This is a genomic window from Streptomyces sp. NBC_00045 (assembly GCF_045041095.1).
Taxonomy (GTDB): Bacteria; Actinomycetota; Actinomycetes; order Streptomycetales; family Streptomycetaceae; genus Streptomyces.
Map to the genome: position 1 here is coordinate 783,874 of NZ_CP108271.1, position 26,905 is coordinate 810,778.

The window sequence follows — 26,905 nt, forward strand, 5'->3', positions numbered from 1 at the left end:
GGCCCGGCCGGCTGCGCCACGCTGCAGGGCTTCAGCGGACCGCCGTGGCGAGGCGGCGCGCCCCGCCGGAGTGGACGAACTCCGTCAGCGAGACCGTGTAGTCGCCCTCGCCGGGGCGGTACGCGGTGCAGTACTGCGTGGGGTACCAGCCGGGGATGCGCCATGCGGCCGGCTGGGGGATGGCCTCGCAGGTGCGGTGGGCGGGCGCGGTGCGGTGCCGCTGGAGGAAGTCCCTGGTGAGCATGGGCTCCATGAAGATGAGGTCGCCCCCGTACGCCCCGTAGATGAAGGTCTGGCCGCTGAGCGTGCCCGTGGTCGGCGGCCGGCTGTCGAGGTGGGCGCCCATGGCACCCTCCGCGGTCTGCGGGCTGCTCGCGGGGTAGCCCGCCGGCAGGTACGCGGCCGGGACGGGCCGGCCGGCTTCGGCCAGTTGGTCGCAGGCGATGAGCAGTGCGCAGCCGCCCGTCTTGATCGCCTCCCTGACGGTGCGGGGCACGAGGTAGAAGTGCACGTCGAAGTGGGCGACGTCGTAGCGGCCGTGCGGGTTGTGGCCCTTCGGGTTCCAGTTGAACAGGGCCCACTGGAAGGGCAGGCCGGCCGCGGCGGCCGGGGTTGCCGGGAGCGCGAGTTCCAGGCTGTGGCCGCCGACGCATTCGTGGCCCCCGTCGAGGTGTCCGTCGTCGTCCGCGTCATAGCAGTGCTTGCCGTCGGTGGCGGCGGCGGTGGGCAGCCCGGTGACGGCGGAGGCGGTCAGGGCTATGCCCAGGGCCTTGGGGATCCCGCCCTGGTACTCGCTGTACGTCCGGACGGTCCCGCCGCCCAGCCGGGCGGCGCGGCCGTACGTGGAGCAGGCCGCTCTGCCGGTGTCCTTGCCGCAGGCGGGCATGCGCGCGGCGGAACCGGAGGGCGGTGGTGGGACCGCCGGCCGGCCGATGGAGGACAGGAGCGCCGCCAGCAGTGCGGCGGAGCCGAGCGCGGCGACGGCGGTGGCGCGCGTGCGGGAGCCGTTCATACGGCGACGCTCCAGGAGGAACGCGCGTTGAGCGCGGTGGCGTCCACGCCGGTGACCTGGCGCGTACAGGACTTGATGCCGTCCAGCCGGTCCTCGGGCAGCACGTGACGGATGTCGTGGAAGCCGTCCGGGGCCAGGGCTTCCACCTGGCGGAGCACCGGGTCGGGTTCCAGCCGGCGGTGCGCGGCGAGGAGCCGGGTGGTCTGCGGCCGGCGGTCCGCCTCGTACCGGGCCAGCGCCTCGTCCACGCCGTGGTGGGCCAGTTCGTACGCCAGGACGCGGGCGTCGACGACCGCCTGCGAAGCACCGTTGGAGCCGGTCGGGTACAAGGGGTGCGCGGCGTCTCCGAGGAGGACGACCCGGCCGTCCGTCCAGGCCTGCAGCGGGTCGCGGTCGATCATCGGGTAGCGGCCGATGCGGGGTGCTGCGGCGATGATGCCGTGGAGGTCGAGGAAGTCGCTGCGCCAGCCTTCGAGGTGCTGGAGGACCTCTTCCGGGGGGACCGCGCGGTCCCAGTCGGCGCCCCGCGCGTCGTCCTCGCCGAGTCCGTCGGCGGTGCGGCTCTCGACGACCCAGTTGAGGAGGCAGCGGCCGCCTTTGCCGGGCCGGGAGACGGGATAGGCCACGGCCTTCACCCGTGCGTTGCAGCCGAGGATGACCATCGTGCGTCCGTCGAGGAAGGGAGGGGCTTCGGTCACCCCGCGCCACATGCATATCCCGTTGCCCAGCGGCGGCCCTTCGTGCGGGTTCATCGTCGCGCGCACGGCCGAGTTGATGCCGTCCGCGCCGATGAGCAGGTCGCAGGAGAGCGGGCCCGGCCGGTCCACCACGTACGCCCGAACGGTGGGCCGCTCGCGGTCCCGGTCCTGCTCGTAGCGTATGAGGCGGCCTCCGGTGACCAGCACCCCGGGGCCGAGCCGGTCCCGTACGGCCGACAGCAGGATGTCCTGGAGGTCGGCCCGGTGCACGGAGTACTGCGGCCAGTTGTAGCCGGCGGCGCGGCCGCGCGGTTCCGACCAGATCTTGCCGCCGTAGCGGTGGTGGTACTCCAACCGGGCAGTCGCGACGGCGACTTCGTCGAGCGCTTCCGCCAATCCGAGTTCGGTCAGCTCCCGCACGGCGGCGGGCTGGAGATTGATGCCCGCACCCACAGCGCGCAGGTTGGGGCACGCTTCGACGATGAGCACATCGTCCAGCCCTGCCGCGTGAAGACTCAAGGCCGTGGTCAATCCGCCAATTCCGGCACCGGCTATGACGATGCGCGGAGCATTCTTTCGGCCGTACGGAGACATGCCTTCTACCTCCTGGGAAAGACGCCTTCCGTTGAAAGTGCGGTACTTCACCGATGAGTACAACCACGGTTACATGAGGTCAAGATGCGCAGGTCAGCCATGTTCGTTCACCCGATCAGACCATGGCCGAGTGCCGCCTGATGGGTGACATGGCTTTAATCAAGTGTCGGCAACAGAAAGGCTGCGACATGCCTCAGGTGACGTTCGAACCGTGCGACGTCCAGCGCCTCCAGCATGCTGTTGACTACGCCCTCCACGCCTCCAAAAAGCCACTGGACGCACTCCTGCCACCGTGGATACCGGGCGATCTCAAACGGGAAATCAAGAGCCGATGCGTTGTATCGCATTGTGCAACGCTACTGTTCCCGGAAACAGTGGAATCCGCCCTCGCGTACTTCGAGGAAAACGGCTGGCCCGCTTCGACCACCATACCGAGCGTGCTGGTCAAGCGCCGTCTGGTGGAGCGTCACTGGCTCCCGGACGATGCGGACATACGGGTGACGCGGCTGCGCGTCACCGCCGGTCTGGCGCCGGAGGTCGAGGTCTTCCTCTTCCCGCGGTGCGGCCCCGGGTACACCGACGACGTGGGTGCGCAGGAGCGCGTCCACGGTTTCGAGAACCACGTCGGCCTGTTCATGGACCGGCCCGACGAGCGGACCCTCACCCGCCTGGCGGACCGGCTGGAGACCACCGGCCGAATGGTCTACGAGGGGTCGGCGCACAACCCGCACGAGAACACCACGATGCTGTACTTCGCCCCCAGTGCCGCCGTGGCCATGTCCCGGCGCCGCTTCCCCCGGTGGGAGCTGCAGTGCGCGGGCGATCTGACGGCCTGCGCGGACCGGCGGCAGGTCCGTACGCAGGCGCTGTGCAGCGCGTACGCGGCGCTCAAGGCGAACCACGTGGACGGCGGCGGCACGGCGCGGTCCCCCCGCCGGCCGGTTCCGGTGGCGGCGCGCGAAGGCTGACCGCCGCACCCGTACTCGGACTCCCCGCCCGCGTTCCCGGTTCCGGATGCGGCGGGGAGTCCTTGCGCGTTCCGCCGATGTGGAATGCAGGATCCGGAGGGGCCGAATTAGATGGGTGGGGCACTGATCGCGCGTTCCGGCCCTTCTGATACCTCTTCAGGCCATGAAGAAGATCACCCGCCGACAGGCTTTGGGTACTGCTGCCGGCGCGCTCGCCGCCGCAGGAGTGACCGCGGCCGTCATCAAGGTCTCCGGCTCGTCCTCGCCGGGCGGGGACCCGAAGGAGGCGGCCGCGGCGTCGTCGCCCGGCCCCATACCCACCGGCACCATCGACGAGGTCTACGAGGGCCGCCGCATCCAGATCACTTTCGGCGGGGGCGAGCACCAGGGCGGCCACCACTCCCCCGAGCTGCCCACCGTCCGCATCGACGGCAACGAGCTGCACGTGATGCGCAACGCCGACGGCAGCTGGGTCAGCGTCGTCAACCACTACCAGACGTTCCCCGACCCGGTCGCGGTCGTCCGCGCCGCCGTACGGGACCTCCAGGGCGCCGCACTCGCTCCGTTCGGCCCCACGGGAGGCACGTCATGACCGTCCGCAAGAACCAGGCCAAGCTCACCGCGGACGAGAAGCGCGCCTTCACGGGTGCGTTGCTCGAACTGAAGCGGAACGGTACGTACGACCGCTTCGCCGCCGTTCACAACACCTTCCTCATGACCGACAGCGACTTCGGCGACCGGGTCGGCCACCGGTCCCCCTCCTTCCTCCCCTGGCACCGCCGCTTCCTGCTGGACTTCGAAGCCGAGCTCCAGAAGGTGGACCCGAAGGTCTCGCTCCCCTACTGGGACTGGACGCAGGACCGCACCGCGGCCTCCTCGCTCTGGGCCGCCGATTTCCTGGGCGGCACCGGCCGCGACCGTGACGGGCAGGTCGTCGACGGCCCGTTCGCTTACGGAGGAGGCAAGTGGGCCGTCACCGTGGGGGTGGACAGGCGCACGTACCTGCGGCGCACCCTGGGCGGGGGCGGCACCCAGCTGCCGACCAAGGCCGAGGTGAACGCCGTGCTCGCCATGCCCGTGTACGATGCGGCCCCCTGGAACAGCGCCTCGGACGGCTTCCGCAACCACCTGGAGGGCTGGCGCGGCGCCAACCTCCACAACCGGGTCCACATGTGGATCGGCGGCCAGATGGCCAGCGCGGCCTCGCCCAACGACCCGGTGTTCTGGATGCACCACGCCTTCATCGACATGCTGTGGGCCGAGTGGCAGCGCCGGAACCCGAAGTCCGGATACCTGCCCACCGCGGCCACGCAGGACGTCGTCGACCTGCACAAGCCGATGAGGCCGTGGAACAACGTGACTCCGGCCGACCTGCTGGACCACCGGAAGTTCTACACGTTCGACACCGAGCACTGATGGCGGCGGCGCGCCGACCCCGGACCGGGGTCGGCGGGCCGGGCGCGGCGAAGGCCGCAGGGGGTGGCCCTCAGCCGAGCCGCCACTGCTGGGCCTTGCTCCCGGAGCAGGCGATGACCGTCAGCTGGTTCCCGGCGCCGTTGTCCGTCAGGCACCCGCCCTGGAACGAGATGTCCTTGATGTAGTAGGCACCCGACGAGGGGGCCGGCTCCAGGTTCCACCACACGTCGCCGGCGAACTGGCCGGCGAGTTCGACGCGCACGGTGTCACCGAACTGCGTCAGCGCCCGGGACATCGCGATACCGGACGGGCCGCACGTCTTGAAGCTGTCGTAGTTGCTCTTCTCGTGGAGCCACCCGAAAGCCGTGGTGCCGCCCATGACCACCTTCGCGCCGCCCTGCGGCGCGGCGCCGCTCACGCCGATCTTGAGCCCGTCACCGACGTTGGTGATGGCGCCCCACCCGGCGCCCCCGCAGCCCTGCGGCGCGCCGGTCCCGCCGTTGCCCGTCCCGCCGGGGGTCGAGCCCCCGCCTCCGGGCTTGGTCCCGCCCCCGGCGCCGCCGCCGCTCGGCCCGGAACCGGGCTGGCTCCCGCCGTTGCCGGAACCGCCTGCTGCCGTCGGGGGGTTCGCCGCCGGGGCCGCGCCGCCGACACCGCCCGCCGCAGCGCCCCCGCCGCCCTGCACACCCGGATTGTCGCCCGGAGCCGGAACCGCGGCATCCGGCGTCCCGGCCGCCGCACTCGCCGAGGGGGCCGCGCCGGGGCTCTGGCTCTGGCTCCCGCTGCCGGACGCCGGCGCGGAAATCGAGGCGGACGGCCGCTGTCCCGCCACGCTCGCGTCGGTCCGCCGGGCACCCGGGTCGATGTAGAAGACGGTGACGGCCACCGAGACCGTGATCGTCACGGTGACCCCGATCGCGAGCGGTGCGGAGACCTGCGCCGGGATGCGCAGCCGGTCCCACCAGGTCCGCCGCAGCTCTGCTCCCGCCACCGGATCCCGGCCTGTCCCGGAGACGACCGGTCCCGCCGGCGCGTCGAGCTCGCCGAGCGGCCGGCCGGCTGCCGCGCGCCGCGCCGCCGCGGCCATCACCGAGGCGTCTGCGTAGCGCTCCTCGGGCCGCTTGGCCAACGCCCTGGCGACGAAGGCGCGCACGGGCTCCGGAAATTCGGAGGGGAGGTCCGGCACCGGCTCCCGGATGTGCTTGAGCGCGATCTCGACCACTGACTCGCCGGTGAACGGCGGTTCCCCTGTGAGCAGTTCGTAGCAGACCACGCCCAAGGAGTAGAGGTCGGACGCTGCGACGGCGCCGAGCCCCTCCGCCTGCTCGGGGGCCATGTAGAGCGCCGTGCCCAGCACCGCGTGCGAGTCGGTGATGCCCGTACTGGCCGCGCTGGAACGGGCGATGCCGAAATCGGTGACGGTGACGCGGCCGTCGTCGCCGAGCATCAGGTTCGACGGCTTGATGTCGCGGTGCGTGACGCCCTGGAGGTGTGCGGCGTGCAGGGCGTCCAGGGCCTGCCCGGCGATGTCGAGTGCCCGTGCGGCCGGGAGGGGTCCGTCCTGCGCGCGGACCTCGGTCAGCGTCCGCCCCTCGACGAGCTCCATGACGATGTACGCGACCTGCTCACCGGATTCGATCCGGCTCTCGCCGTAGTCGTGCACGTCGACGATGCCCGGGTGGCTGAGCGAGGCGAGGACCGTGGCCTCGCGGCGGAACCGCGCGGCGAACGAGGGGTCGTCGAGCAGCGCGGGCAGCAGCACCTTCACCGCTACCTGCCGTCTGAGCACATCGTCGTCGGCTCGCCAGACCTCGCCCATGCCGCCACCGCCGATCCGCTCGGCCAGTGCGTACCGGTCCCCGAGAACCGTCCCCCGCCCCCACATGTCTGCCCCTCGTCGTCCGGTGTATCGGTGGTCAGCCAAATCCCGTCGGGCTGAGGATACTTGGGCGCCGCCGGACCGCCACGATCCCCTCGGCGGGGCGTCAGAGACGGTCTTGCGCGGCGGCCCAGTTCAGCCGTCCCGCGTGGATCAGCCGGAGCTGGCGGCGCGCGGTGCGCGTGACGGCAGCCCGCGCCACGTCGTCCGGGCCGGCGGCCAGGTAGGCGGACACCGTCATCACCATGTGGTCGACGTACAGCCGTGCCAGCATGAGCAGGTCGTCCGCGCTCCAGCCCGCACTCAGCGGATCGGCGCCCAGGCGATCGGCCACCTCACCCGCGAACGCGTCCAGCTGACCGGCCACCGCTTCGCGCACCCTGCGTACGCCGCCGTGCCGCTCGCGGACGATGAAGCGGATGTGCGCCGGGTACTCCCGTACGAGTTCGGCCATCAGATCCACGGTCGTGTCGATGCGCTGCGCGGCCTCGCCGGAGGCGGCGAGGGTCGAGCGGACGGCGGCGTGCAGGCTCTGCAGCGCCTCGTCGACCAGCGCGATCCCGAGTTCCTGGGTGTCCCGGAAGTGCCGGTAGAAGGCCGTCGGGGTCACCCCGGCCACCCGGGTCACCTCGCGCAGCCCGAGGCTGCCCAGGTTCTGCTCCTCCAACAGTGACAGGGCCGCGTCCAGCAAGGCCCTGCGGGTTTTGTGGCGTTGGGCCTGGCGTGCCCCGATGGTCTCACTCATGACGAAAAGTCAACCCCCGATTCCTCATATTCGCTCACTGCATTTAGACTGAGCAGTCAGTGCACAACTGTCTCCTGTTTTGGAGGAAGCACGATGCTCTTCCTGATAGCGGCCCTCATGCTGATGGGGATCGCCCTCGGAACCGTGGCCCACGTCCCCGTCCCCGTGTCACTCGCCGCCACCGCCGCGATCGGCTGCTGGCTGCTGGTCTTCGCGGTCCGCGAGCGGACGGCCCGCCACCACCGGCCGGCCGGCCGACGGGAGGGATGACCGTGAACGCCCCCGACACCGCGCTCCACACCCACGCCCACGCGCCCAAGCCCGGGCCCGCAGCCGCAGCCGCTCCCGCGCCCGCGGCGGCCGTCCGTCAGGCCGACGGGATGGCGGTGGCCTCCTTCGTGCTGGGCCTGGTCGGTCTCCTCGCGCTGAACCTGCTCCTCGGTCCGGCCTCGATCGTCCTCGCCGCGCTCGCACTGCACCGCGGTACGACCCGGGCCGGCCGCGCACGGCTCGGTCTCGCCCTCGGCATCGCGGACCTCGTCGTCCTCGTCTGTCTGGTCAGCGCGGACCAGACCTGGTCGTGGAGCATCGGCTGACCGCCGCGCCACCGACCCGTCCGCCCGCCCGCCCCGCTACGGCAGCGGGGCTCCGCGGGCGGTGAGCCACAGGTCGTACCACTCCTCGTGCGTGAGCTCCGGTTCGCGCAGCGCGGCGTCGCGGCAGGCCCGGATGCGCTCGGGACGCCCGCTCCCCACGACGGGGGCGATCCGGGCGGGGTGCCGCTGCAGCCACCACAGCAGGACCGTCTCGGGCGTCGTGCCCTTCACCTCGGCCAGTTCGCGCACGAGGCGGGCCGTCGCCCGCTCGGCGGGGCTCTCCTGGGCACCGGTGAAACGGCCCTGCGCCAGCGCGCCCCAGGCCTGGAGGCGGACACCGTTGTCCAGGCAGTACTCGACGGTCCCGGCCGGGAATCCGCTCGCCGCCGCCGCGGCCGTGTTGACGAGTACGCCGTCTTCCAGCCAGTCCCGCCGGTCCAGGCTCATCTCCAGCTGGTTGGCGACCAGCGGGAATTCGAGGTGCCGTTGGAGACGGGCGATCTGGGCGGCGTTCATGTTCGAGACACCGAAACTGTGGACCAGCCCCTGCGCGCGCAGCGAGGTGAGCGCCGCCGCGACGTCCTGCGGGTCGGCCAGCGGATCGGGCCGGTGCAGCAGCAGGACGTCGACGGCGTCGGTGCGCAGGCGCACCAGGCTCTCCTCGACCCGCCGCACGATGTTGGCGCCGCGCAGGTCGTAGATGCCGGGGCGGTCGCCTTCCGCGAGCCGGATCCCGCACTTGGTCTGGAGCACGATCCGCTCGCGCAGGCCCGGGGTACGGGACAGCACCTCCCCGAAGACGGCCTCCGCCTTGCCGCGGCGGTAGATGTCGGCATGGTCGAAGGTGTCGATGCCGCTCTCCAGCGCCGCCACGATCGCCGCCTCGGCCGCATCGATGTCGGCGGAGCCGTACGCATCGGTGTCCCAGCTGCCGCCGAGCGCCATGCAGCCGTACAGCAGCCGGGCGCCGTCCTTCTCCGGTGGTGTGATCGCCATCCCGCCACCCTACGAGGCCGCGGCGCGCCCCCGTACCAGGGCTCCGGGCGGGGACGTACGGGCCACCGGCTTCGTGGCGGGCCGCGGACGCGGGGCTTCCACGGGCTTCTTCTGCGGCGGGGGCGTCCTCGGCGGGTAGGAAGGCGGCACCTTGGGTCCGCTCGCACCGGTCGGCATCGTAGTCATGCGACCACGCTACGCGCACGAAGGGGCTCCCGGGCCCGGGTCCGCCACCTGGAGGCGGCAGCCCGCCACCACCGCGCGGGCGCCGCGGTGGTGGTGGGCCGGGGTGGTTGTCGCGGCGCCGTTACGGCGCCATCTCGTACGCCCCGGACAGCGCCTCGACCCGGTCCCAGACCCGGGCCGAGCGGGCTTCGTCCACGACGGGACGGCGCACCGCGCCGAGCGCCCAGCGCTGCTGCTCCTCGGTGGCGGAGTCCTTTCCGTGCAGCTCGACGGCGTGCGCGGAGAAGTCCCGTACGAGGACGGCGAACAGCTCGTCCAGGACGTCCTCGTCGAGGCCGGTCAGCCGCGCCTGCTCCAGGATCAGCTGGCCGTGGACGACGAGCGCGAAGAGCTGGCCGACGGCGAGCAGCAGGTCCAGGTCACGGCTCTGCTCCTCGTCGGGGGCTGCGGTGGTGACGAACTCGCACAGCGCGTCGGCCTGTTCGCGGAAGCGGGCGACGTTGGGCACGGCGGCGTACGCGTCGAAGGCGGGGCGCCAGTCGTGGAAGCGGACGGAACCGAGGCCGCGGGCGGGGCCCTGGCGGAAGAGGAAGTCGTCGTCGGCCGCGTCGAGGCGGGTCGGGACGGCCGGGTACTCGACCGGGTCCAGCAGGTGGTTGCGCATGAACTTGAGGATCAGCGCGAGGTTGACGTGGACCGTGCCCTCCAGCTTGGGCAGCCCGCGGATCTCGACGGCGGCTTGGGCGAAGTAGTTGTCCTTCTCGAAGCCCTTGGCGGCGATGACGTCCCACATCAGGTCGATGACCTTCTCGCCCTCCGTGGTCACCTTCATCTTCGTCATCGGGTTGAAGAGCAGGTAGCGGCGGTCGTCGGGGCCGGCGGAGCGGAAGTAGTCGACGGCACGGTCGCTGAACAGCTTCATCCCGACGAGGCGTACGTACGCGTCGGCCAGCTCGCGGCGCACGTGCGGGAAGGCGGTGACGGGGCGGCCGTAGAGGACGCGGTTGTGGGCGTGGGTGACGGCCTCGTACATCGCGTGTTCGCAGATGCCGATCGAGGCGGTGCAGAGGTTGAACTTGCCGACGTTGACGGTGTTCAGTGCGGCGTCGAAGGCGGCACGGCCCGTGTGCAGGACGTCTTCGGCGCCGACCGGGTAGTCCTCCAGGCGGAACTCGCTGACGTACTTCGAGGAGTCGACGACGTTCTTCACCAGGTGGTAAGCCGGGTGGCGGCTGTCGGCGGCGAAGAAGACGTACCCGTCCGGGCCTTCGATGTCGGTGCGGCGACCGAACACGGAGACGAGGCCGGCCGCGTTGCCGTTGCCGATGTAGTACTTGGAACCGGTGGCCCGGAAGCCGCCGTTGCCGTCGGACTCCAGCAGCATGTCGGTGGAGTAGATGTCGGCGCCGTGCGTCTTCTCCGACAGGCCGAACGCGAACACCTCGCCCTGTGAGAGGAGTTCGGCGGCGCGGGCGTGGGCATCGGTGTTCTCGCTCTGCCACACGGGCCCGAGACCGAGGATGGTCACCTGCCACGCGTACCAGTAGTCGAGGCCGTAGAACCCGAAGATCTCGTTGAGGGCGGCGATCCGGGCGGTGTCCCACCGCTTGTCCGGGTGCCCGTCAGCGGCGGGGGCCGGGGTGAGGAAGGTGGCAAACAGGCCTTCCTTGGCGGAGAAGGCGATGAAGTCGCCCAGCCAGGCGCGGGTGCGGTAGTCCTCGATCAGCCGGCGCTTGCCGCGCTCCTCGAACCAGTCGACGGTGGCGCGGAGCAGCCTGCGGGTCTCGGGGTCGAAGTGCTGCGGATCGTAGGTGCTCGGGTTGAACAGCAGGGAGTCGGCCATGGGGGTTCGCCTTCCGGGGTCGGGGTCGAGGGGTGAAGGTGCTGGTAGCGGCGCTGGTGGGGGGAGCGGCTCAGGCGACCGGGCGGGGCGGCGCGCCGAGCCGTTGGACGGTGGCGAGTACGTCGTCGAGCCAGGCGACCGTCATCCGTTCGTACGCGATGCCCCCGCGGAGCACGACGTGTTGCAGCTCCTGCCCCGCGTCGAGCGGTGCGGGGGCCTCGGGCCCGGTGAAGTCGCGCAGCTCTCCGGCGAGATAGTGGGCGAGTCGGTCGCTGTGCACCCGGCGGTGCCGTTCGACCTCACGGACCAGTGCGGCCGGGTCGTCGAAGGCCGCGCCGCGGATCTTGACGGCGAGGTCGTGGCGCAGGCTCTCGGGTTCGATCGGCTCGTGCAGCCACCGGGAGAGGGCGGCGCGGCCCGGGTCGGCGACGGAGTACTCCTTCTTGTCCGGCCGGCCCTGCTGCGCCACCTCGCGGACGGCGAGCATGCCCTCGCTCTCCATGCGCTTGAGGACGCGGTAGATCTGCTGGTGCGTGGCGGTCCAGAAGTAGCCGATGGAGCGGTCGAAGCGCCGGGCGAGCTCATAGCCTGAACCCGGCTTCTCCAGGAGCGAGACGAGGATCGCATGTTCGAGCGCCATACCCCGATCCTTCTATGCAACTCGTTGCATAGACAAGCCGCAGCGCCCGGTTGAGACGCGGCTCACCCCGCAGCCGCCGGCATCAGCACCCGAAAGCGGGTCCGAGTTGTCACGCGATGAGCGGACTCGGGGCTTCTGCCACCCTCCGTCCGGTCCCGACGCCCTAGCGTGGCTCGTGCACCAACCCACTGGTGCCGGTCGGGCACCGTCGTGCCGGCCCGGCCCGACAGCTGCCAGAGGAACCCCGGTTGACAGGTCGCAGGACGACGGATGAACCCCGCAGGACCGCCCTGCCGCGCGTGCGGTACTGGTTCGACACCGTCGTCGCCCGCGGGACACCGGTGCTCATCGGCTGGCTGACCCTGGTCTGCCTGGCCGTCGTGGTCCCGGCGAGCGTGGCGCTGGTCTGGGCGGACCGTCGAGCGCCCACCACGCGGTCGGAGCGGCTCGTGGCCGTCTGGGTCAGCGTCGGACAGACCCTGAAGATCGGCGGTGCGGTGGGCAGCCCGCTCTACGTGCTGTTCTCGGTACTGCTGGCCCTCGTGGCACTGCTGTTCGTCTCCACGCTCGTCAGCCTGATCACCACCGGCCTCAACGACAAGGTCCTGGCCCTGCGGCGCGGCCGGTCCACCGTGCTGGAGGAGCGGCACACCGTTCTACTGGGTTGGTCCGAGCAGGTCTTCCCGATCGTCTCCGAACTGGTCGTCGCCAACTCCAACCAGCGTCGGGCGGTCGTCGCCGTCCTCGGCCCGAAGGACAAGGCGGAGATGGAGGACGAGATCGCCCTCGCCGTCGGCCGGCTGGGCCGGACCCGGCTGATCTGCCGCAGCGGGGTGACCACGGACCCGGCGCTGGTCGCGCTCGTCCGCCCCGAGACGGCGCGCGCCGTCCTCGTCCTCACCCACGCAGGCGAGGACGGGGACGCCCACGTGGTGAAGACCCTGCTCGCCCTGGAGGCTGCCGTACGGGGGCGGGGCCTCCCCGGAGTCGTCGCCGCGGTCCGCGACGGCCGCCACCACCGGGCGGCGCAACTCGCCGCCGGACCGCGGGGCCGGGTGCTGAACATCGAGGACGTCACCGCCCGGCTCATCGCCCGGACCTCGCGCCAGCCCGGTCTGTCCCTCGTCCACCAAGAACTCCTGGACTTCGAGGGGGACGAGTTCTACACGGTCCACGAGCCCGAGCTCACGGGGTACGCCTTCGGCCGGCTGCTCCTCGCGTACGCCACGTCTTGCGTCGTCGGCATCCTGGGCAGCGCCGGCGACGTCGAACTCAACCCTGCGGCGGACAGGGTGCTGGGGGCGGACGACCGGATCGTCCTGGTCACGGAGGACGACGACACCGCCGTCCTGGCGGACGGGCCGCTGCCCGTGGACGAGGAGGCGATCGCGGTACCCGGGCCGTGCGCGCCGCCGGCCGAGCGCTTCCTCGTGCTCGGCTGGAACCACCGTGCTCCGCGCATCATCGAGCAGCTGGATCCGTGCGTACCCGAGGGGTCCGAGCTGGTGATCATGACGAACGGCGAGGAGGCGCTCCGGGACGCCGCACGCTGCGCGCGATCGCGCGCGGGCCGGATGCGGATCACGGTGCACGACGGGGACATCACCGACCCGCGGGCGCTCGCCGATCTGGACGTGGCGTCCTTCGACCGGGCCGTCGTCCTCGGCTACGACGACGCGGACGGCGGCGCCCCCGGTGCGCTCACCGGTGACGACCGGACCCTGGTGACCCTGCTCCACCTGCGCGCCCTGGAGAAGGCTTCGGGCCGGGAGCTGGCCGTCGTGATCGAGATGGCCGACGACCGCAACCGGCTGCTCGCGCCGGCCCGGGAGGGGGGCGACTTCATCGTCGGCGGCCGGCTCATCAGCCTGCTGATGACGCAGATCGCGGAGAACCCCCACCTCGCCGAGGTCTTCGACCGCCTGTTCTCGGCCGACGGCGACTCGCTCCACCTGAAGCCCGCGACGCACTACGTCCTGCCCGGCCGCGAGGTCACCTTCGCCACGGTCGTGGAGTCCGGTCGCCGGCAGGGGCATTGCGTCCTGGGGTACCGGCTGCACGAGAAGGCCCTGCACGGCCCTTCGTACGGGGTGCGCGTCAATCCGGACAAGCGGGACCGCGTACGGTTCGGCGCGCAGGACTCGGTGATCGTGCTGGCCCGGGAACCGGCGGCCCCGGCCGCCCCTTGCGCCACTCCCCTGTCCGAGGCCCTGCCCGGGCCCTTTCCCGGCGGCCGCAGCCGCGACGACATCAAGGCGACCGGCGGTCCCTGACGGAGACGAACACTTTACCCACCCCTGATGGCATGCCCAAGTCAAATCTGCCAGGCTCTTCCGGCAGTCGTCGCCCTGACCCAGGGGGACGCCGCACGACAGATCTCACCAAGCGATCGTGCAGACGATGCGCACAGTCCGCGGCTGCCCACCGGCGCACCCGAGCCGACCGGGCGGCCACCGAGCAGGCCGGGAATCCCGGCCGCCTCAAAGGAGTTACGTGTGAGAGCGACCCCCCACAAGGCCCTCGCAGCGAGCACCTTCACCCTCGCAGCGCTGGCCGCCGCCGCACTGTCCGTCACCCCGGCCGCCGCCGCACCGCTCAAGGCGCCGACGTCGACCGCCGCCTGCACCCCGGCCCAGGTGGTCACCAACGGTGGCTTCGAGAGCGGCACTTCGCCCTGGACCCAGTCGCAGACCGGCCTCATCACCAGCCGCGCCGGCCAGGCCGCCCATGGCGGCACCACCTTCGCCTGGCTGAACGGTGTCGGCCGCACGCACACCGACACGCTCTCCCAGAGCGTCGCGATCCCGTCCGGATGTTCCACCGCCACCCTCACCTTCTGGCTGCACATCGACACCGCCGAGACGACCAGCTCGACCAAGTACGACAAACTGACGGCCAAGATCGGCACCACGACGCTGGCCACCTACTCGAACCTCGACAAGAACACCGGCTACGTACAGAAGTCGTTCGACGTGTCGGCCTTCGCCGGCCAGACGGTCGCCGTCGCCTTCACCGGTACCGAGGACTCCAGCCTCCAGACGAGCTTCGTCGTCGACGACGTCGCGCTCGACACCTCCGGCGGCACCACGCCGCCCGGGGACTCCACCCGCACCCCGGCCTCCCCCTCGTACACCGTCAATCTCAGCAGCAACACGAGTGGCACCGGCTGGACCGGCCACGAGAGCGCGACCTTCACCAACGCCTCGCCGACCGCGCTCACCGAGGTCTACCTGCGGCTGTGGGACAACTACCACGGCACCTGCTCCGCCATGCCGATCACGGTTTCCAACGTCACGGGCGGCACCGCGGGCGCCCTGTCCGTCGGCTGCACCGCCCTGAAGATCGACCTGCCGACACCGCTGACGCAGGGCCAGAGCGCCACGATCGGCTTCGACCTGGGGATCACCGTGCCCAGCGGCGCCGACCGCTTCGGCTATGACGGCGCCTTCAGCATGCTCGGCAACGCCCTGCCCGTCCTCGCGGTCCGGGACGGGGCGGGCTGGCACCTCGACCCGTACACCAACAACGGCGAGTCCTTCTATTCGCTGGCCTCCGACTTCCGCGTGACCCTCGACCACCCGAGCAGCCTGCTCGTCCCGGCCACCGGCGCCTCGGTCGACACCCCCGGCACCAGCGGGCGCACGGTCACCACGGCCACCGCCACCAAGGTCCGCGACTTCGCCTGGGCGGCAGGCCCGTTCAGCAAGATCTCCGGCACCTCCGCGGCCGGCACCCCGATCAACGTCTACTCCGTCTCCGGCATCAGTTCGGCCGACGCGCAGTCGATGCTCACCACCGCCAAGTCCGCCGTGGACGCCCACTCGGGCCGGTTCGGCGCCTACCCGTACGGCGAACTCGACGCCGTGATCGACAACAACTACTGGTTCGGCGGGATGGAATACCCCGGGTTCGTCCTCGACCTGGTCAGCACCACCGCCCTCACCCACGAGATCGGCCACCAGTGGTGGTACGGCATCGTCGGCGACGACGAGTACGCGAGCCCCTGGCTCGACGAGGCCTTCACCGACTACGCCACCGACCTGGCCCTGAACAAGACCGGCGCGAACTGCTGGAACAGCGTCTCGTGGGCCTCGACCGCCGAGAAGATCACCAACTCCATGGGCTACTGGGACGCCCACTCGTCCCGGTACTCCACCGTCGTCTACGGCTACGGCAAGTGCGCCCTGCACGACCTGCGGCGCACCCTCGGGGACACGGCCATGGCCAAGCTCCTGAAGGACTACGCCACTTCGCACTGGTACGGCGTCTCCACGACCGCCGAGTTCAAGGCGGCCGCCCAGGCCGCCACGACCACGGACCTGAGCTCGTTCTGGACGCAGCACCGCATCGACGGCTGACCCGACTCCGCCCCGCACCGCTTCGCCGCGGTGGACGCCTCCCCGCGTCCACCGCGGCGAACCCATGTCCGGGGCCGGAATTGCACGCCTACCGCACCCTAGCCGTCACCTGTGACATGTGAAATATTACCTGCGCTCCGACCCAACTCCCCGAAAGGTCCGTCACGTTGCGCAGACTCCCCGCGGTGGTAGCGGCGATATCCCTCGCCCTCCTCGCCACCCCCGCGCTCGCCGCGCCCGAACCGCCGCCCCCCGTCGCGCGGCAGGCCCCCGAGCTGTCCCCCGCCCCGCCGCCCGCGCCGCTGGAGGTCCAGCGCCAGAGCCTGCGCCGGCAGGCCCTCGAAGGCGTCGCCGCCGGCACCACGCAGGCCGAGGCGGACGGAACGCTCCCGCGCCGCGCCGCGGTCGGCAAGCGGTACGTCGAACTCGCACAGGAACGCAAGGACAAGGTCTTCGTGATCCTGGCCGAGTTCGGCGACCAGGTGGACACCACCACGGAGTACGAGGGCAAGCCGCGCTTCGGCGGCACCCCCGGCCCCCGCCACGACACCATCGCCAAGCCCGCGAAGAGCGACAACCACACCCTGTGGCGCAAGGACTTCGGCCAGGCCTACTACCAGCAGCAGTTCTTCGGCACCGATCCCGGCGCCGTCACGCTCCGCAACTACTACCGGTTGCAGTCCTCCGGCCGCTACGACATGGACGGCCAGGTCAGCGACTGGGTACGGCTGCCGTGGAACGAGGCTCGCTACGGGACGGACAACTGCTCCGAGCCCGGCCAGTGCCGCACCAACTGGGACCTCGTACGAGACGCCACCAACGCCTGGTACCACACCGAGCGCGCCAAGGGCCGCACCCCGGAGGAGATCAAGGCCCAGCTGGCCGAGTACGACGTCTGGGACCGCTACGACGCCGACCACGACGGCAACTTCGACGAACCGGACGGCTACCTCGACCACCTCGTCATCGTCCACGCGGGCAAGGACCAGACGTGGGGCGGTGGCGACCAGGGCAAGGACGCCGTGTGGGCGCACCGCTGGTTCGCGTATTGGGACCAGGCGGGCAGCGCCGGTCCCGGGGACAACAAGGCGGGCGGCACCCCGGTCGGCGAATCCGGGATCTGGGCCGGCGACTACCTGACCGGTGGCGAGAACAGCGGAGTCGGCCTGTTCGCCCACGAGTTCGGGCACGACCTCGGGCTGCCGGACCTGTACAGCTCCGACGGCGACAACGCCGTCAACTTCTGGTCGCTGATGTCCACGGCCTCCTACCTCGGCAAGGGGCGCAACACCACCGGCGACTTCCCCGGCGACCTCGACCCGTGGAGCAAGCTGCAACTGGGCTGGCTGGAGTACACGGAGGCCGACGCGGGGCGCAAGACGCGCGCCGTACTCGGGGTCTCCGGCTACAACACCGAGGACCCACAAGCCCTGTTGGTGCACCTGCCACCCTCGCTGACCCGCACCGATCTGACCGACCCGTACGAGGGCGGCAGCCAGTGGTGGAGCGGCACCGGCGACTTCATGGACAACACCCTGACCCGGACGGTCGACCTGACCGGGGCGGCGTCGGCCCGGCTGGACGCCCGCGTCTGGTACGACGTCGAGCAGGACTTCGACTTCCTGACCGTCGAGGCCTCCACGGACGGCGGCACCACCTGGTCCGCCCTACCGGGCACGGTCGGCGGAGCCGCGATCCCACCGAAGGGAATCTCCGGCACGTCCGGCGGCTGGGCCGAACTCGGCGTTCCACTGGACGGGTTGGCGGGGCGCAGCATTCAACTGCGGCTGCGCGTCACCTCGGACGGCAACACGCACGGCAAGGGCGTCACCTTCGACGACGTACGGGTCACTGCGGACGGGCGCGAGCTGCTGCGCGACGGCGCCGAGTCGGGTGCCAACGGCTGGACGGCGCAACGCTGGTCGCGCACGGAGGGCCGGACGGGCAGCGCGGAGCACCCGCGTGCCTACCTGGTGGAGAACCGGCGCTACACCGGCTACGGGAGCTACCTCAAGACCGGGCCGTACAACTTCGGTTCGGGCAACGACACGGTGGAGTTCTACCCGTACCAGCAGGGGGTGCTCATCTGGCTCTGGGACACGGCGTACAGCGACAACACCACCAAGGCGCATCCGGGCGCGGGCCTGCTGCTGCCCGTCGACGCGCGGCCGGAGCCGCTGCGCAACGCCGACGGCACGCTGGTCAACGCGCGTGCGCAGACCTTCGACGCGACGTTCTCCACGCGCCCGAGCGACGAGATCGTGCTGCACAAGGCCGGCGTGCCGGTGCTGGTCCCGGCGCGGCCCGGGGTCCCGGTCTTCGACGACCACAAGGGCGGCTACTGGAACGCGGACCTGCCCCAGGTGGGCGTGAAGGTCCCGGACACCGGGACCCGGATCACGGTGGTGAAGGAGGCCTCCGGAGGGGCCCTGACCACGGTCCAGGTCACCCCCTCCCCCTGACCCCCGGCCGGTCCTCTCGGCGCGACGGGCGCCGAGGGGACCGCAACCGCGCCTTCCTACGGCGTGCAGGGAAGTCGAACGGTGACGAGGAGACCGCCGGCGGGGCGGGGGACGAGGTCGAGGGTCCCGTCGTGGGCGCGCACGATGCCGTGCACGATGGCGAGGCCGAGGCCGACGCCGGCGTGCTCGTCGGTGCGTACGCGTTCCGTTCCGCGCCGGAAGGGTTCGGTGCGGGTCGGTACCGGTTCCGGTGGCACGGGACGGCCCGTGTTCCCGACCCGCAGCACGCACCCGTCCTGCTGCGCTTCGGTGTGGACCGTCACGGTGCCGCCGGAGGGGAGGTTGTGGACGACGGCGTTCTGGACGAGGTTCGTCACCATCCGCAGCAGGAGCTCCGCGGAGCCACTGGTCCGTGTGGCTCCGCCGGTGACGTCGAGCGTGATCCCGCGCCGTTCGGCGAAGGGGAGCAGGGTTTCGGCGGCCCCTTCTGCGAGGGGGGAGAGGTCGACGCCCTCGCGGGTGAAGCTCCCGCGGTCGCTGCGGCCGAGCAGCGGGCGGATTCGCCGGCGATGCCGGCGGCGATCGCTTCCAGCCGGAGACCGTCACGGACGGCTTCGGCGAGGTACGGCTCGTCCTCCACGATCAGTACGCGCATGTCCGAAGCCCGAGCAACGCCACCGAGCGTGCCGCTGCCGGTGTGGGGCGGGGCCGGTGCGCCGGCGCCCCCGCCGCGCTGCGCCACCACCGGCGCGACGCCAGCCCGGCCAGCACGGCGCCGGCGGCGTTGACCAGTGGGCTTTCAGCGGGCGCGGGCCGGGGCGAAGGGGCCGCCTTCGCCGAAGGCCAGTGCGGCGAACCGGTCGCCGATGCGGCGGTGGGTGGCGGCGTCCGGGTGGAGCTGGTCGGGGAGCGGTAGCTCGGTGAAGTCCGCCTCGCCGTAGAGTTCGCGGCCGTCGAGGTAGTACAGGTGGGGGTCCTCGGCCGCGCGCTGCTTCACGATGCGGGACAGCTCGTCGCGGATGACGCCCAGCGTCAACTTCCCCGCGGCGCGCTCCGCGGGGTCGCCCGCGGCACGGAACTGGAGCTTCCCGGCGCTCAGGTTGCTGAAGTCCGGGACGCTGGGGCCGGGGGTGTCCTCGTGGATGGGGCACAGGACGGACGAGACGACCAGCAGGGGGGCGGTGGGATGCCCCTCCCGCAGGGTGTCGAGGAAACCGTGCACAGCCGGGGTGAAGGCGCGCAGGCGCATCAGGTCGGTGTTGACGAGGTTGATGCCGAACTTGACGCTGACCAGGTCGGCCGGGGTGTCCCGCATGGCCCGGGCGGTGAACGGGTCGAGCAGGGCGCTACCGCCGAAGCCCATGTTGATCAGGTCCACACCGCCGAGGGAGGCGGCCAGCGCCGGCCAGGTCCTGGAGGGGCCGGCGGCGTCCGAGCCGTGGCTGACCGAGCTGCCGTGGTGCAGCCACACCCTGCGGCTCCCCTGCGGTGCGGACTCGACGGGGGCGTCGGTGCGCAGGGAGACGAGCTCGGTGATCTCGTTGTACGGCAGCCAGATCTCGACGTCCTTCGGGCGGGCGGGCAGCCCCTCGAACCGGACGGTGCCGATGGGGCCGGGCCGGGTATCGACGGCCCCGGTGGTCATGTCGACCTCGCGGACGTTGCCACCGGTCACCGAGGCCTGACCGGCGAGGCGGCCGTCGACGAGGAGGTCGTACACGCCGTCGGGACGGGGCGGGGCGCCCACGTACGCCATCTTGGTGCGGAGCGTGTCCAGTTCGATGGTGGTGGCCGTGCTCCGGAACACCAGTCGTACGCCGGAGGGCTGGCCCTGCGCCATCGCCAGCTGCCCGTCCGCGTACTGCGCGCGGGCCCACGCCGGCAGCCGGTGCGGGAGCACACCGTGCTCCGTGCGCTCCAGGTCGAGCGCGCCGCGCAGGAGGTCCGCGGTGAGGGGGGTGGTGACGGTCGTGGTGGTCCGGTCGGCGGGGCCGGGTACGGAGGCATGCGGGTCGTTCATGACCCCAGACTGTCAACCGGACGCCGGATCCGCACATCACTTTCCGGGGGCAGCGGCTTCAGCCGGTCGGGGTGGAGCGGGCCGGATCGTCGGCCTCGGCGGTTCGGCGCTGCGGCGCGAGGAAGAGGGCCAGCGTCGGGAGGAGGTAGAGGCACCACACGATCGTCTGGAGCGCCGTCGGGTCGGGCTGGAAGTTGAACACGCCCTTGAGGAGGGTCCCGTACCAGCTGTCGGCGGGGACGGTGGTGCTGATGTCGAAGGCGAGGGTGTGCAGGCCCGGAAGGATGCCGGCCTCCTGGAGGTCGTGGAAGCCGTACGCGAGGACGCCGGCCGCCACGACGATCAGCATGGCGCCGGTCCAGGTGAAGAACCGGGCCAGGTTGATCTTCAGGGCGCCGCGGTAGAACAGCCAGCCCAGCACCACCGCGGTCAGGAGTCCGAGCAGCGCGCCGATGAGGGGTCGGATGCCGTCACCGGTGGCCTGGACCGCCGTCCAGATGAACAGCGAAGTCTCCAGTCCCTCCCGGCCGACCGCGACGAACGCGGTCAGGACCAGGGCGCCGGTGCCCACCGCGAGGGCGGCGTCCAGCCGGCCCTGCAGTTCGCTCTTCAGCTGGCGGGCGGTACGCCGCATCCAGAACACCATCCACGTCACGAGGCCCACCGACAGGACGGACAGGATGCCGCCGAGGGCCTCCTGGGCCTGGAAGGTGAGGGTGGAGGAGCCGAACTGGAGGGCGGCGCCGAAGCCCAGCGACAGGACGACGGCCAGCGCGACACCGGACCACACGGGCACCAGCTTGTCCTGTCGGCCGGTCTTGACCAGGTAGGCGACCAGGATGCAGACGACGAGGCTCGCTTCGAGTCCTTCGCGCAGACCGATCAGGTAGTTGCCGAACACGGCGTCGGATCCCTTCCGGTGGGTCAGGTGAACAAGGACCGGCCCCACCAGTCGTCCTGGTCGCGGACGCCCGGCGGGACGGCGAATACGGCCGAACCCACGTGCTGGACGTACTCGTTGAGCGAGTCGTGCGCGGCCAGGTTGCGCTGGAGGGGGACGAAGCCCTTGCGGATGTCGCGCTGGTAGGCGAGGAAGAACAGCCCGGCGTCGAGCCGGCCGAGGCCGTCGGTTCCGTCCGTGAAGGAGTAGCCGCGGCGCAGGATGGTGGCGCCGGCGTTGCTGTCGGGGTGGGCGAGGCGCACGTGCGCGTCCGCCTTCATGGCCTTCAGGAACGGCTCGTCGCGCTCCTTGGACCTGCCGGCGGGGGCGCCTTCGCCCTTGTCGCGGCCGATGATGTCCTCCTGCTCCAGGAGGGAGGTCCGGTCCCAGGTCTCGATGCGCATCCGGATGCGGCGGGCGACGAGGTAGGAGCCGCCTGTCAGCCAGTCGGCGCCGTCCCCGGCGCCGACCCACACGTGCGCGTCGAGGGCCTGGTCGTCGGTGCCGGAGATGTTCCGCGTGCCGTCCTTGAAACCCATCATGTTCCGCGGGGTCTGCGCGTCGGGGGTGGTGGAGGAGGTCTTGCCGAAGCCGAGCTGGGACCAGCGCACGGCGGTCCGGCCGAAGCCGATCCGGGCGAGGTTGCGGACGGCGTGCACGGCGATCTGCGGGTCGTCCGCGCAAGCTTGGACGCACAGGTCGCCGCCGCTCCTGACCGGGTCCAGGTTGTCGCCGGGGAACCGCTCCAGGTCCACGAGGGCGTCCGGGCGCCTGCCCTCCAGCCCGAAGCGGTCCGGGGCGAAGAGGCTCGGACCGAAGCCGATGGTGAGGGTGAGGCGGGAGGGTTCGAGGCCGAGGGCTTCGCCCGTGTCGTCCGGCGGGGCTTCGGGGAGGCCGCCGACGGCGCCCCCGCCGACGGGCCGGCCTTCGGCCATCAGCCGGGCGGCCCCGGTCCACTCCTTCAGCAGCCCGACCAGCTCCGCACGGTCCTTCGTCGTCACGTCGAAGGCCGCGAAGTGCAGGCGGTCCTGGACGGGACTCGCGATCCCGGCCTGGTGCTCGCCGTGGAACGGCACGGCCGTACCGCTCGCAGTGGGGTCGCCGGGGGCGGCATCGCCCCGGAAGACCGCCACCGCACCGCCGGCCGCGGCGGCGCCGAGCGCGAGCCCGGCACCGCCCCAGCCGAGCAGCGCGCGGCGCGAGGTCCCGCCGGCCGGCACGTCCGGGGCCGCGCCGTGGCCGTGGCCGTGGCCGTGGCCGTGGCCGTGGCCGTTGTGGCCGCTCTCCGGGTCCGCTTCGGACATCACCGCTCTCCCGCCTGCTTCAGGTCTGGGCGGCAAGGCCGCGACAGGCCCTGGTAAGGCAAGGCTACCCTTCCGTCTACGGAACTGTAGACGATGGCGGGCGATCCGTCCCACCCGGACGCGATCGGCCGCCGCCCCCCAAAACCGCGAGCACCGCCGTTGCGGCGGTCAGCCAGGTCAGCGCGTAGAGCCAGCCACCGAGGACATCGGTGGGCCAGTGCACACCGAGGTAGATCCGGCTCAGCCCGACGGCAACGGCCCAACATGCGACGAGGGCCCCGCAGAGCCGGGCCGCGGCCGGGGCCGCCCTACGCCATGCGGCCCAGGCCAGCAGCCCGGCCACCAGCGCCGAGGTGGTGGCGTGCCCGGACGGGAAGGCGAACCCGGAGGCCGGCGCGGCCCAGTCGGCGACCGGCGGGCGCGGCCGCGCCACGCCGTACATGACGGAGTACCGCACGCCCTGGACGAGCAGCAGGAAGCCCAGCGCCCCAGCGGCCGCGAGCATCCGGCCGCGCGGACCCCGGCCCGCGATGAGCCCGGCGGCGACGGCGCACACGTACGGGACGGGACCGCTTCCGGTGGCCGTGATGCCGCGTGCGAGGGCCACCGGGACCGGGGATCGGCGGCGCAGCGACCACCGGTGCCAGGCCTCGTCGAAGGCGTACGGGGCGCCGTGCCGCGCCAGGATCAGGGCGGTCAGCAGCGCGAACAGTGCAGCGCACGACGCTGCGGCCAGGGCCCGGCGAGTGGGTGACGGTCCGTTGCCGGTCCGCATCAAGGAGCGGTCCGCAGCCACGATGACCCCGCGCCCCGCCGTCGTACGGGGGAGGCCGCCGCGAGCCGCCTCAACGCGGGCCCTCGTTCGACGTGCGGCCGCCCCTGCGGCGGATCATTTCGACGGCCACGGGGGTGAGGGAGACCAAGACGACGAGGGCGACGATCGGCAGCAGGTAGCGGTCGACGTCGGGCACCGAGGAGCCGAGCGCGTAGCCGGCGAGCACGAGGCCCACGGTCCACACGAGACCGCCGACGACCTGCCACAGGGCGAAGACGCGGGCGGGTACGCCGAGGGCTCCGGCCAGCGGGTTCAGTACGGTGCGCACGATGGGGACGAACCGGGCGAGGACGATGGCCTTGGCGTGCCCGTAGCGGTCGAGGAACTCTTCGGCCCGCTCGGCGCCCTCGTGGAGTTTGCGGCTGCCGCTGCGGGCCAGTAGGGCCCGCCCGCCGCGCCGCCCGATGAGGTACCCGACCTGCGCCCCGAGCAGGGCTCCGGCCGCCGCCGAGCCGAGCACGAGGGGCAGCGAGAGGTGGACCGGGCCGTGCGCGCCCGGTACGCAGAACAGTCCGGCGGTGAAGAGGAGAGAGTCGCCGGGCAGGAAGAAGCCGATCAGCAGGCCGGTCTCGGCGAACATGACGACGGCGATGCCCAGCGCCCCGAAGGCCGCGAGCAGGGATCCGGCGTCCAGTAGGTCGACGGCCTGCGGGCCGGGGCCCGGTACCGCCGCCGCGAGGAGGAGGGGGAATGGGGCCACGGCGACAACTCCCGTACGTGAGGGGACGAGAGTCCAGGGCGACACCCGACCGGCGGCCGACTACAGCTCCGTAGACGGTCTACGGAACTGTAGACGATCGGAGCGCGCGGCGTGTTCCCCCGACGGGCGAGGACACGCGCACGGCAAGGACACGCGGACGACTCGCGGACCGGCCCGGAGCCCTACCCGATGTCGACCACGCGGGCCCAGGCGGGCGGCGTGTCCGGTACGTAGTCGGGATCGCCCTCGTCCCATGACCGGGACGCACGTCGTCCGGGAAACAGGCCGATCACCGTCCGGCACGGCGGCCGGGTGGCCGGCCAGGCCGTCTGGCCGTCGGTCAGGACCACGATGACGTCCGGCCGGGCCCCCGCCCGGAGCGCCGTGGCGAAGCCCGTACGCAGATCCGTACCGCCGCCGCCCAGCAGCGGTATCCCCTCGGCGCGGCACAGCGGGTGCGCGATCCGGGCCGCCGCGTCACACGGCACCACCGTGACCAGGTCCCGCCGGCCGCCCACCGCGCGGGAGATCGCGGCGACTTCGAGCAGCGCACTGCCCAGCTCCGCATCGCTGACCGACGCCGAGGTGTCGATGACCACCGAGACCCGGGGCGGCCTGCGCCGCAGGCTCGGCAGCACGACACCCGGCACCCCCGCCGAGCGCCGTGACGGGCGGCCGTACGAGTAGTCCTCGCCCGCACCCGAGCCGGAAGTCGCCGAACGGACCGCCGCTCCCAGCAACACCCGCCACGGCTGCGGCGGATGGAACGCCTCCTCCGCCCACCGCTTCCACCCGCTGGGGGTGCTTCCAGGACGCCCGGTGATGCCCTGCGCCACCCGGAAGCGCACCGCGTCCCGTTCCTGTTCAGTCAGCCCGTGCGCACCGTCCTCCCCGAGGTCCCACTCCCGTTCCAGCCCGTCGGCGCCGCTGCCGCAGTCCAGCCAGGCCATGTGCTGCGTACGCGGTCCGAGCCCGAACTGGCGCAGGTAGTCCTCCATGAGCTGCCCTTCGGGCAGCCCCACATCGGTCGGCCGGACGGCGCCGGCGGGGTGGACCAGCCCGTCTCCGAACACGTCGTCGTTGATCTCGAAGTCCGCCGCGATGTTCATCCGCAGCCGTTCCCCCGGCCCGTGCAGCCCTCGCTCCCGGGCCACCCGGTCGCCGCGCCCGTGGTGGTCGCGCAGCAGGTGCGACACCTCGTGCACCCACACTCCGGCCAGCTCCTCCACCGACGTCCGCTCCACGAACGACGGCGATGCGTAACACCGCCAGTGCCGGTCGACGGCCATCGTCGGGACCCGCCGCGACTCCACGACGTGCAGGGCGAACAACGCCGTCGCCAGGTACGGCCGGACCCGGGCGGCGTGGAGTCGGGCGGCGAACAGCTTGTCGAGGTCCAGTGCCCCCTCGGGTCCCCCGGTCATCGGCCGCCCCGCGTGGCCGCTGCGGCGCGCGCCGTCGCCCGGTCCGCCCGCAGGGACAGCGACACCGCACCGGCGAGCCCCTCGATCTCCGCCGGTACGTCCCACTCCGCGCGGCGCAGTGAGGCCAGCGCGGTCGCCGGCACGACCACCAGGTCCGGGGCCCCCGTCTCCAGCGCCCGCACCATGAGCGCCCACGCCGCGTCCCAGCGCGCCTGCTCCGGGCGTTTGCGGACCGCTTCCACCACGCCGTCGAGCACGGCCTGGCGCAGGTCGCCCCGTTCGGGCAACGCGGCGGCGGCCGGATCGGCGAGCAGGTCCTCGGGGTCCGGGAGGTCCATCCGGTCCAGGCCCGCCAGCAGTTCCAGGCCGGGGCCGTCCCCGACGGTGCCCCTGACCAGCAGGGAGAGTACGTCCCGCGAGGAGCCCGCCGCGGTCGCGAAGGCGATCAGGTGCAGGGTCATCTCCCAGCTCCGCGGCGACGGCCAGGGGCCGCCCCGGCGGGCTTCACCGCTGGGAAGCCGGTGTACGAGCGCGGGGCGGGCGGCGAGCAGTCCGCACACCGCGCGACGGGCGAAGTCCACGGCGGCCGGCAGCCTTTCCGGGTCGAGCCGCGGCAGTGTGGCCCGGGGCCATGTCCCGCCGAGGCCGCGTACCACGACGTCGTGGTCGTGCGTCCACTGGAGGTGGACGAACCGGTTGGCCAGCGGCGGACTCAGCTCCCAGCCGTCGGCCGCCGAGGACCGCGGGTTGGCGGCGGCCACGATCCGCACGCCGGGCGGCAACTGCAGCGCCCCGATCCGCCGTTCGAGCACGAGGCGCAGCAGAGCGGCCTGCACGGCCGGCGGCGCGGTGGACAGCTCGTCCAAGAACAGCAGCCCCCGGCCGGCTCGTACCAGTCGTACGGCCCAGTCCGGCGGGGCCATCGGGACACCCTGTTCCGCAGGGTCGTCCCCGATGACGGGCAGGCCCGAGAAGTCCGACGGCTCGTGCACGCTGGCGATCACGGTGGTCAGCGGCAGGTCCAGGGACGCCGCAAGCTGCGTCAGGGCGGCGGTCTTGCCGATCCCCGGCTCGCCCCACAGCAGTACGGGCAGGTCAGCGGCTACAGCCAGGGTCAGGGCCTCCAGTTGGCCGTCGGGGCGCGGTTCGGTGGTGGTGTCCCGGAGCAGGGCCAGCAACGCGCCGGCGACGTCGAGTTGGGAGGCGGTGCCGGGGGTGCCGGGGGCGGTGGGAGAGTCGGGAGAGTCGGGAGCAGTAAGCGGGGCAAACGAGGCATGTGAGGGCATGTG

Annotated in this window: 23 protein-coding genes and 2 pseudogenes; 8 read left to right on the forward strand and 17 right to left on the reverse strand. The window is 72.2% G+C overall.

Annotated features, from left to right (window positions below):
• Positions 1–31 precede the first annotated feature (31 nt).
• Positions 32–1,012 carry a hypothetical protein gene (locus tag OHA65_RS03875; RefSeq protein ID WP_328761558.1) on the reverse strand — a complete coding sequence of 327 codons (981 nt, stop codon included), beginning with the start codon at positions 1,010–1,012 and terminating at the stop codon, positions 32–34.
• Positions 1,009–2,304: a flavin-dependent oxidoreductase gene (locus OHA65_RS03880; protein ID WP_371645735.1), complete on the reverse strand. Its 1,296-nt coding sequence runs from the start codon at positions 2,302–2,304 to the stop codon at positions 1,009–1,011. Before OHA65_RS03880 ends, OHA65_RS03875 begins: the two co-directional genes overlap by 4 nt.
• 374 nt (positions 2,305–2,678) lie before the next feature.
• Here OHA65_RS03880 and OHA65_RS03885 point away from each other — a divergent pair, with 374 nt between their 5' ends.
• The 3 genes from OHA65_RS03885 to OHA65_RS03895 all read left to right on the forward strand — a co-directional run bounded on the left by OHA65_RS03885 (position 2,679) and on the right by OHA65_RS03895 (position 4,688).
• Complete coding sequence (locus OHA65_RS03885; RefSeq protein ID WP_327281657.1) at positions 2,679–3,272, forward strand: hypothetical protein; 594 nt, start codon at positions 2,679–2,681, stop codon at positions 3,270–3,272.
• A 163-nt stretch (positions 3,273–3,435) separates the two neighbouring features.
• Complete coding sequence (locus OHA65_RS03890; RefSeq protein ID WP_327281658.1) at positions 3,436–3,864, forward strand: apotyrosinase chaperone MelC1; 429 nt, start codon at positions 3,436–3,438, stop codon at positions 3,862–3,864.
• Positions 3,861–4,688 carry a tyrosinase MelC2 gene (locus OHA65_RS03895; RefSeq protein WP_327281659.1) on the forward strand — a complete coding sequence of 276 codons (828 nt, stop codon included), beginning with the start codon at positions 3,861–3,863 and terminating at the stop codon, positions 4,686–4,688. Before OHA65_RS03890 ends, OHA65_RS03895 begins: the two co-directional genes overlap by 4 nt.
• Before the next feature lie 70 nt (positions 4,689–4,758).
• Here the strand turns inward: OHA65_RS03895 and OHA65_RS03900 are convergent, their stop codons facing one another.
• Together OHA65_RS03900 and OHA65_RS03905 are read right to left on the reverse strand one after the other, a co-directional pair.
• Positions 4,759–6,573 (reverse strand): protein kinase domain-containing protein, encoded by a 1,815-nt coding sequence (locus OHA65_RS03900; RefSeq protein WP_405761187.1) that lies wholly within the window; start codon positions 6,571–6,573, stop codon positions 4,759–4,761.
• A gap of 100 nt (positions 6,574–6,673) precedes the next feature.
• Positions 6,674–7,312 carry a TetR family transcriptional regulator gene (locus tag OHA65_RS03905; protein WP_327281661.1) on the reverse strand — a complete coding sequence of 213 codons (639 nt, stop codon included), beginning with the start codon at positions 7,310–7,312 and terminating at the stop codon, positions 6,674–6,676.
• Positions 7,313–7,405: 93 nt separating this feature from the next.
• On the opposite strand from OHA65_RS03905, the gene OHA65_RS03910 reads away from it, so the two are divergent.
• Both OHA65_RS03910 and OHA65_RS03915 read left to right on the forward strand, forming a co-directional pair.
• A complete protein-coding gene (locus OHA65_RS03910) occupies positions 7,406–7,582 on the forward strand; it encodes a hypothetical protein (RefSeq protein ID WP_327281662.1) in 177 nt (58 codons plus the stop codon).
• Positions 7,579–7,908: a hypothetical protein gene (locus OHA65_RS03915; RefSeq protein WP_405761189.1), complete on the forward strand. Its 330-nt coding sequence runs from the start codon at positions 7,579–7,581 to the stop codon at positions 7,906–7,908. Before OHA65_RS03910 ends, OHA65_RS03915 begins: the two co-directional genes overlap by 4 nt.
• A gap of 36 nt (positions 7,909–7,944) precedes the next feature.
• Here OHA65_RS03915 and OHA65_RS03920 read toward each other — a convergent pair whose 3' ends face one another.
• The 4 genes from OHA65_RS03920 to OHA65_RS03935 form a co-directional block, all read right to left on the reverse strand.
• Positions 7,945–8,904 (reverse strand): aldo/keto reductase, encoded by a 960-nt coding sequence (locus OHA65_RS03920; protein ID WP_328761565.1) that lies wholly within the window; start codon positions 8,902–8,904, stop codon positions 7,945–7,947.
• Between the two features lie 9 nt (positions 8,905–8,913).
• A complete protein-coding gene (locus OHA65_RS03925) occupies positions 8,914–9,090 on the reverse strand; it encodes a hypothetical protein (RefSeq protein WP_327281665.1) in 177 nt (58 codons plus the stop codon).
• Positions 9,091–9,211: 121 nt separating this feature from the next.
• Positions 9,212–10,933 (reverse strand): acyl-CoA dehydrogenase family protein, encoded by a 1,722-nt coding sequence (locus tag OHA65_RS03930; protein WP_327281666.1) that lies wholly within the window; start codon positions 10,931–10,933, stop codon positions 9,212–9,214.
• Positions 10,934–11,003: 70 nt separating this feature from the next.
• Positions 11,004–11,573, reverse strand: coding sequence for a PadR family transcriptional regulator (locus tag OHA65_RS03935; RefSeq protein WP_327281667.1), 570 nt, complete (start codon positions 11,571–11,573; stop codon positions 11,004–11,006).
• A 248-nt stretch (positions 11,574–11,821) separates the two neighbouring features.
• Between OHA65_RS03935 and OHA65_RS03940 the strand changes: the two genes are divergently transcribed.
• From OHA65_RS03940 to OHA65_RS03950, 3 genes are all read left to right on the forward strand, one after another.
• Positions 11,822–13,846 carry a CASTOR/POLLUX-related putative ion channel gene (locus tag OHA65_RS03940; protein WP_405761192.1) on the forward strand — a complete coding sequence of 675 codons (2,025 nt, stop codon included), beginning with the start codon at positions 11,822–11,824 and terminating at the stop codon, positions 13,844–13,846.
• A 222-nt stretch (positions 13,847–14,068) separates the two neighbouring features.
• Positions 14,069–15,931, forward strand: coding sequence for a M1 family aminopeptidase (locus OHA65_RS03945; RefSeq protein WP_405761194.1), 1,863 nt, complete (start codon positions 14,069–14,071; stop codon positions 15,929–15,931).
• Between the two features lie 185 nt (positions 15,932–16,116).
• Positions 16,117–18,393, forward strand: coding sequence for an immune inhibitor A domain-containing protein (locus OHA65_RS03950; protein ID WP_405761196.1), 2,277 nt, complete (start codon positions 16,117–16,119; stop codon positions 18,391–18,393).
• A gap of 56 nt (positions 18,394–18,449) precedes the next feature.
• On the opposite strand, the pseudogene OHA65_RS03955 reads toward OHA65_RS03950, so the two are convergent.
• The 9 genes and pseudogenes from OHA65_RS03955 to OHA65_RS03995 all read right to left on the reverse strand — a co-directional run.
• Positions 18,450–18,944 (reverse strand): annotated as a pseudogene (locus tag OHA65_RS03955) (sensor histidine kinase); the annotation flags it as partial.
• An 8-nt stretch (positions 18,945–18,952) separates the two neighbouring features.
• Positions 18,953–19,048: pseudogene (locus OHA65_RS03960) on the reverse strand (response regulator transcription factor); the annotation flags it as partial.
• Positions 19,049–19,192: 144 nt separating this feature from the next.
• Positions 19,193–20,413 (reverse strand): GDSL-type esterase/lipase family protein, encoded by a 1,221-nt coding sequence (locus OHA65_RS03965; protein ID WP_327281671.1) that lies wholly within the window; start codon positions 20,411–20,413, stop codon positions 19,193–19,195.
• Positions 20,414–20,471: 58 nt separating this feature from the next.
• A complete protein-coding gene (gene efeU, locus OHA65_RS03970; protein ID WP_327281672.1) occupies positions 20,472–21,314 on the reverse strand; it encodes an iron uptake transporter permease EfeU in 843 nt (280 codons plus the stop codon).
• Between the two features lie 23 nt (positions 21,315–21,337).
• Positions 21,338–22,657, reverse strand: a complete 1,320-nt coding sequence (efeB, locus tag OHA65_RS03975; protein WP_328761571.1) for an iron uptake transporter deferrochelatase/peroxidase subunit — start codon at positions 22,655–22,657, stop codon at positions 21,338–21,340.
• A gap of 76 nt (positions 22,658–22,733) precedes the next feature.
• Complete coding sequence (locus tag OHA65_RS03980) at positions 22,734–23,453, reverse strand: phosphatase PAP2 family protein (RefSeq protein WP_327281674.1); 720 nt, start codon at positions 23,451–23,453, stop codon at positions 22,734–22,736.
• A 49-nt stretch (positions 23,454–23,502) separates the two neighbouring features.
• Positions 23,503–24,192 carry a DedA family protein gene (locus tag OHA65_RS03985; protein ID WP_327281675.1) on the reverse strand — a complete coding sequence of 230 codons (690 nt, stop codon included), beginning with the start codon at positions 24,190–24,192 and terminating at the stop codon, positions 23,503–23,505.
• 182 nt (positions 24,193–24,374) lie between these two features.
• A complete protein-coding gene (locus tag OHA65_RS03990; RefSeq protein ID WP_327281676.1) occupies positions 24,375–25,616 on the reverse strand; it encodes a DUF2201 family putative metallopeptidase in 1,242 nt (413 codons plus the stop codon).
• Positions 25,613–26,902, reverse strand: a complete 1,290-nt coding sequence (locus tag OHA65_RS03995) for a MoxR family ATPase (RefSeq protein WP_329312611.1) — start codon at positions 26,900–26,902, stop codon at positions 25,613–25,615. Before OHA65_RS03995 ends, OHA65_RS03990 begins: the two co-directional genes overlap by 4 nt.
• Positions 26,903–26,905 lie beyond the last annotated feature (3 nt).

What these genes read in the sequence shown, in the direction of transcription:
- OHA65_RS03875 (WP_328761558.1), bottom strand. Translation starts at nt 1,012, where the DNA reads ATGAACGGCTCCCGCACGCGCGCCACCGCCGTCGCCGCGCTCGGCTCC.
- OHA65_RS03880 (WP_371645735.1), bottom strand. Translation starts at nt 2,304, where the DNA reads ATGTCTCCGTACGGCCGAAAGAATGCTCCGCGCATCGTCATAGCCGGT.
- OHA65_RS03890 (WP_327281658.1), top strand. Translation starts at nt 3,436, where the DNA reads ATGAAGAAGATCACCCGCCGACAGGCTTTGGGTACTGCTGCCGGCGCG.
- OHA65_RS03895 (WP_327281659.1), top strand. Translation starts at nt 3,861, where the DNA reads ATGACCGTCCGCAAGAACCAGGCCAAGCTCACCGCGGACGAGAAGCGC.
- OHA65_RS03900 (WP_405761187.1), bottom strand. Translation starts at nt 6,573, where the DNA reads ATGTGGGGGCGGGGGACGGTTCTCGGGGACCGGTACGCACTGGCCGAG.
- OHA65_RS03905 (WP_327281661.1), bottom strand. Translation starts at nt 7,312, where the DNA reads ATGAGTGAGACCATCGGGGCACGCCAGGCCCAACGCCACAAAACCCGC.
- OHA65_RS03910 (WP_327281662.1), top strand. Translation starts at nt 7,406, where the DNA reads ATGCTCTTCCTGATAGCGGCCCTCATGCTGATGGGGATCGCCCTCGGA.
- OHA65_RS03915 (WP_405761189.1), top strand. Translation starts at nt 7,579, where the DNA reads ATGACCGTGAACGCCCCCGACACCGCGCTCCACACCCACGCCCACGCG.
- OHA65_RS03920 (WP_328761565.1), bottom strand. Translation starts at nt 8,904, where the DNA reads ATGGCGATCACACCACCGGAGAAGGACGGCGCCCGGCTGCTGTACGGC.
- OHA65_RS03925 (WP_327281665.1), bottom strand. Translation starts at nt 9,090, where the DNA reads ATGACTACGATGCCGACCGGTGCGAGCGGACCCAAGGTGCCGCCTTCC.
- OHA65_RS03930 (WP_327281666.1), bottom strand. Translation starts at nt 10,933, where the DNA reads ATGGCCGACTCCCTGCTGTTCAACCCGAGCACCTACGATCCGCAGCAC.
- OHA65_RS03935 (WP_327281667.1), bottom strand. Translation starts at nt 11,573, where the DNA reads ATGGCGCTCGAACATGCGATCCTCGTCTCGCTCCTGGAGAAGCCGGGT.
- OHA65_RS03965 (WP_327281671.1), bottom strand. Translation starts at nt 20,413, where the DNA reads ATGAACGACCCGCATGCCTCCGTACCCGGCCCCGCCGACCGGACCACC.
- efeB (WP_328761571.1), bottom strand. Translation starts at nt 22,657, where the DNA reads ATGTCCGAAGCGGACCCGGAGAGCGGCCACAACGGCCACGGCCACGGC.
- OHA65_RS03990 (WP_327281676.1), bottom strand. Translation starts at nt 25,616, where the DNA reads ATGACCGGGGGACCCGAGGGGGCACTGGACCTCGACAAGCTGTTCGCC.
- OHA65_RS03995 (WP_329312611.1), bottom strand. Translation starts at nt 26,902, where the DNA reads ATGCCCTCACATGCCTCGTTTGCCCCGCTTACTGCTCCCGACTCTCCC.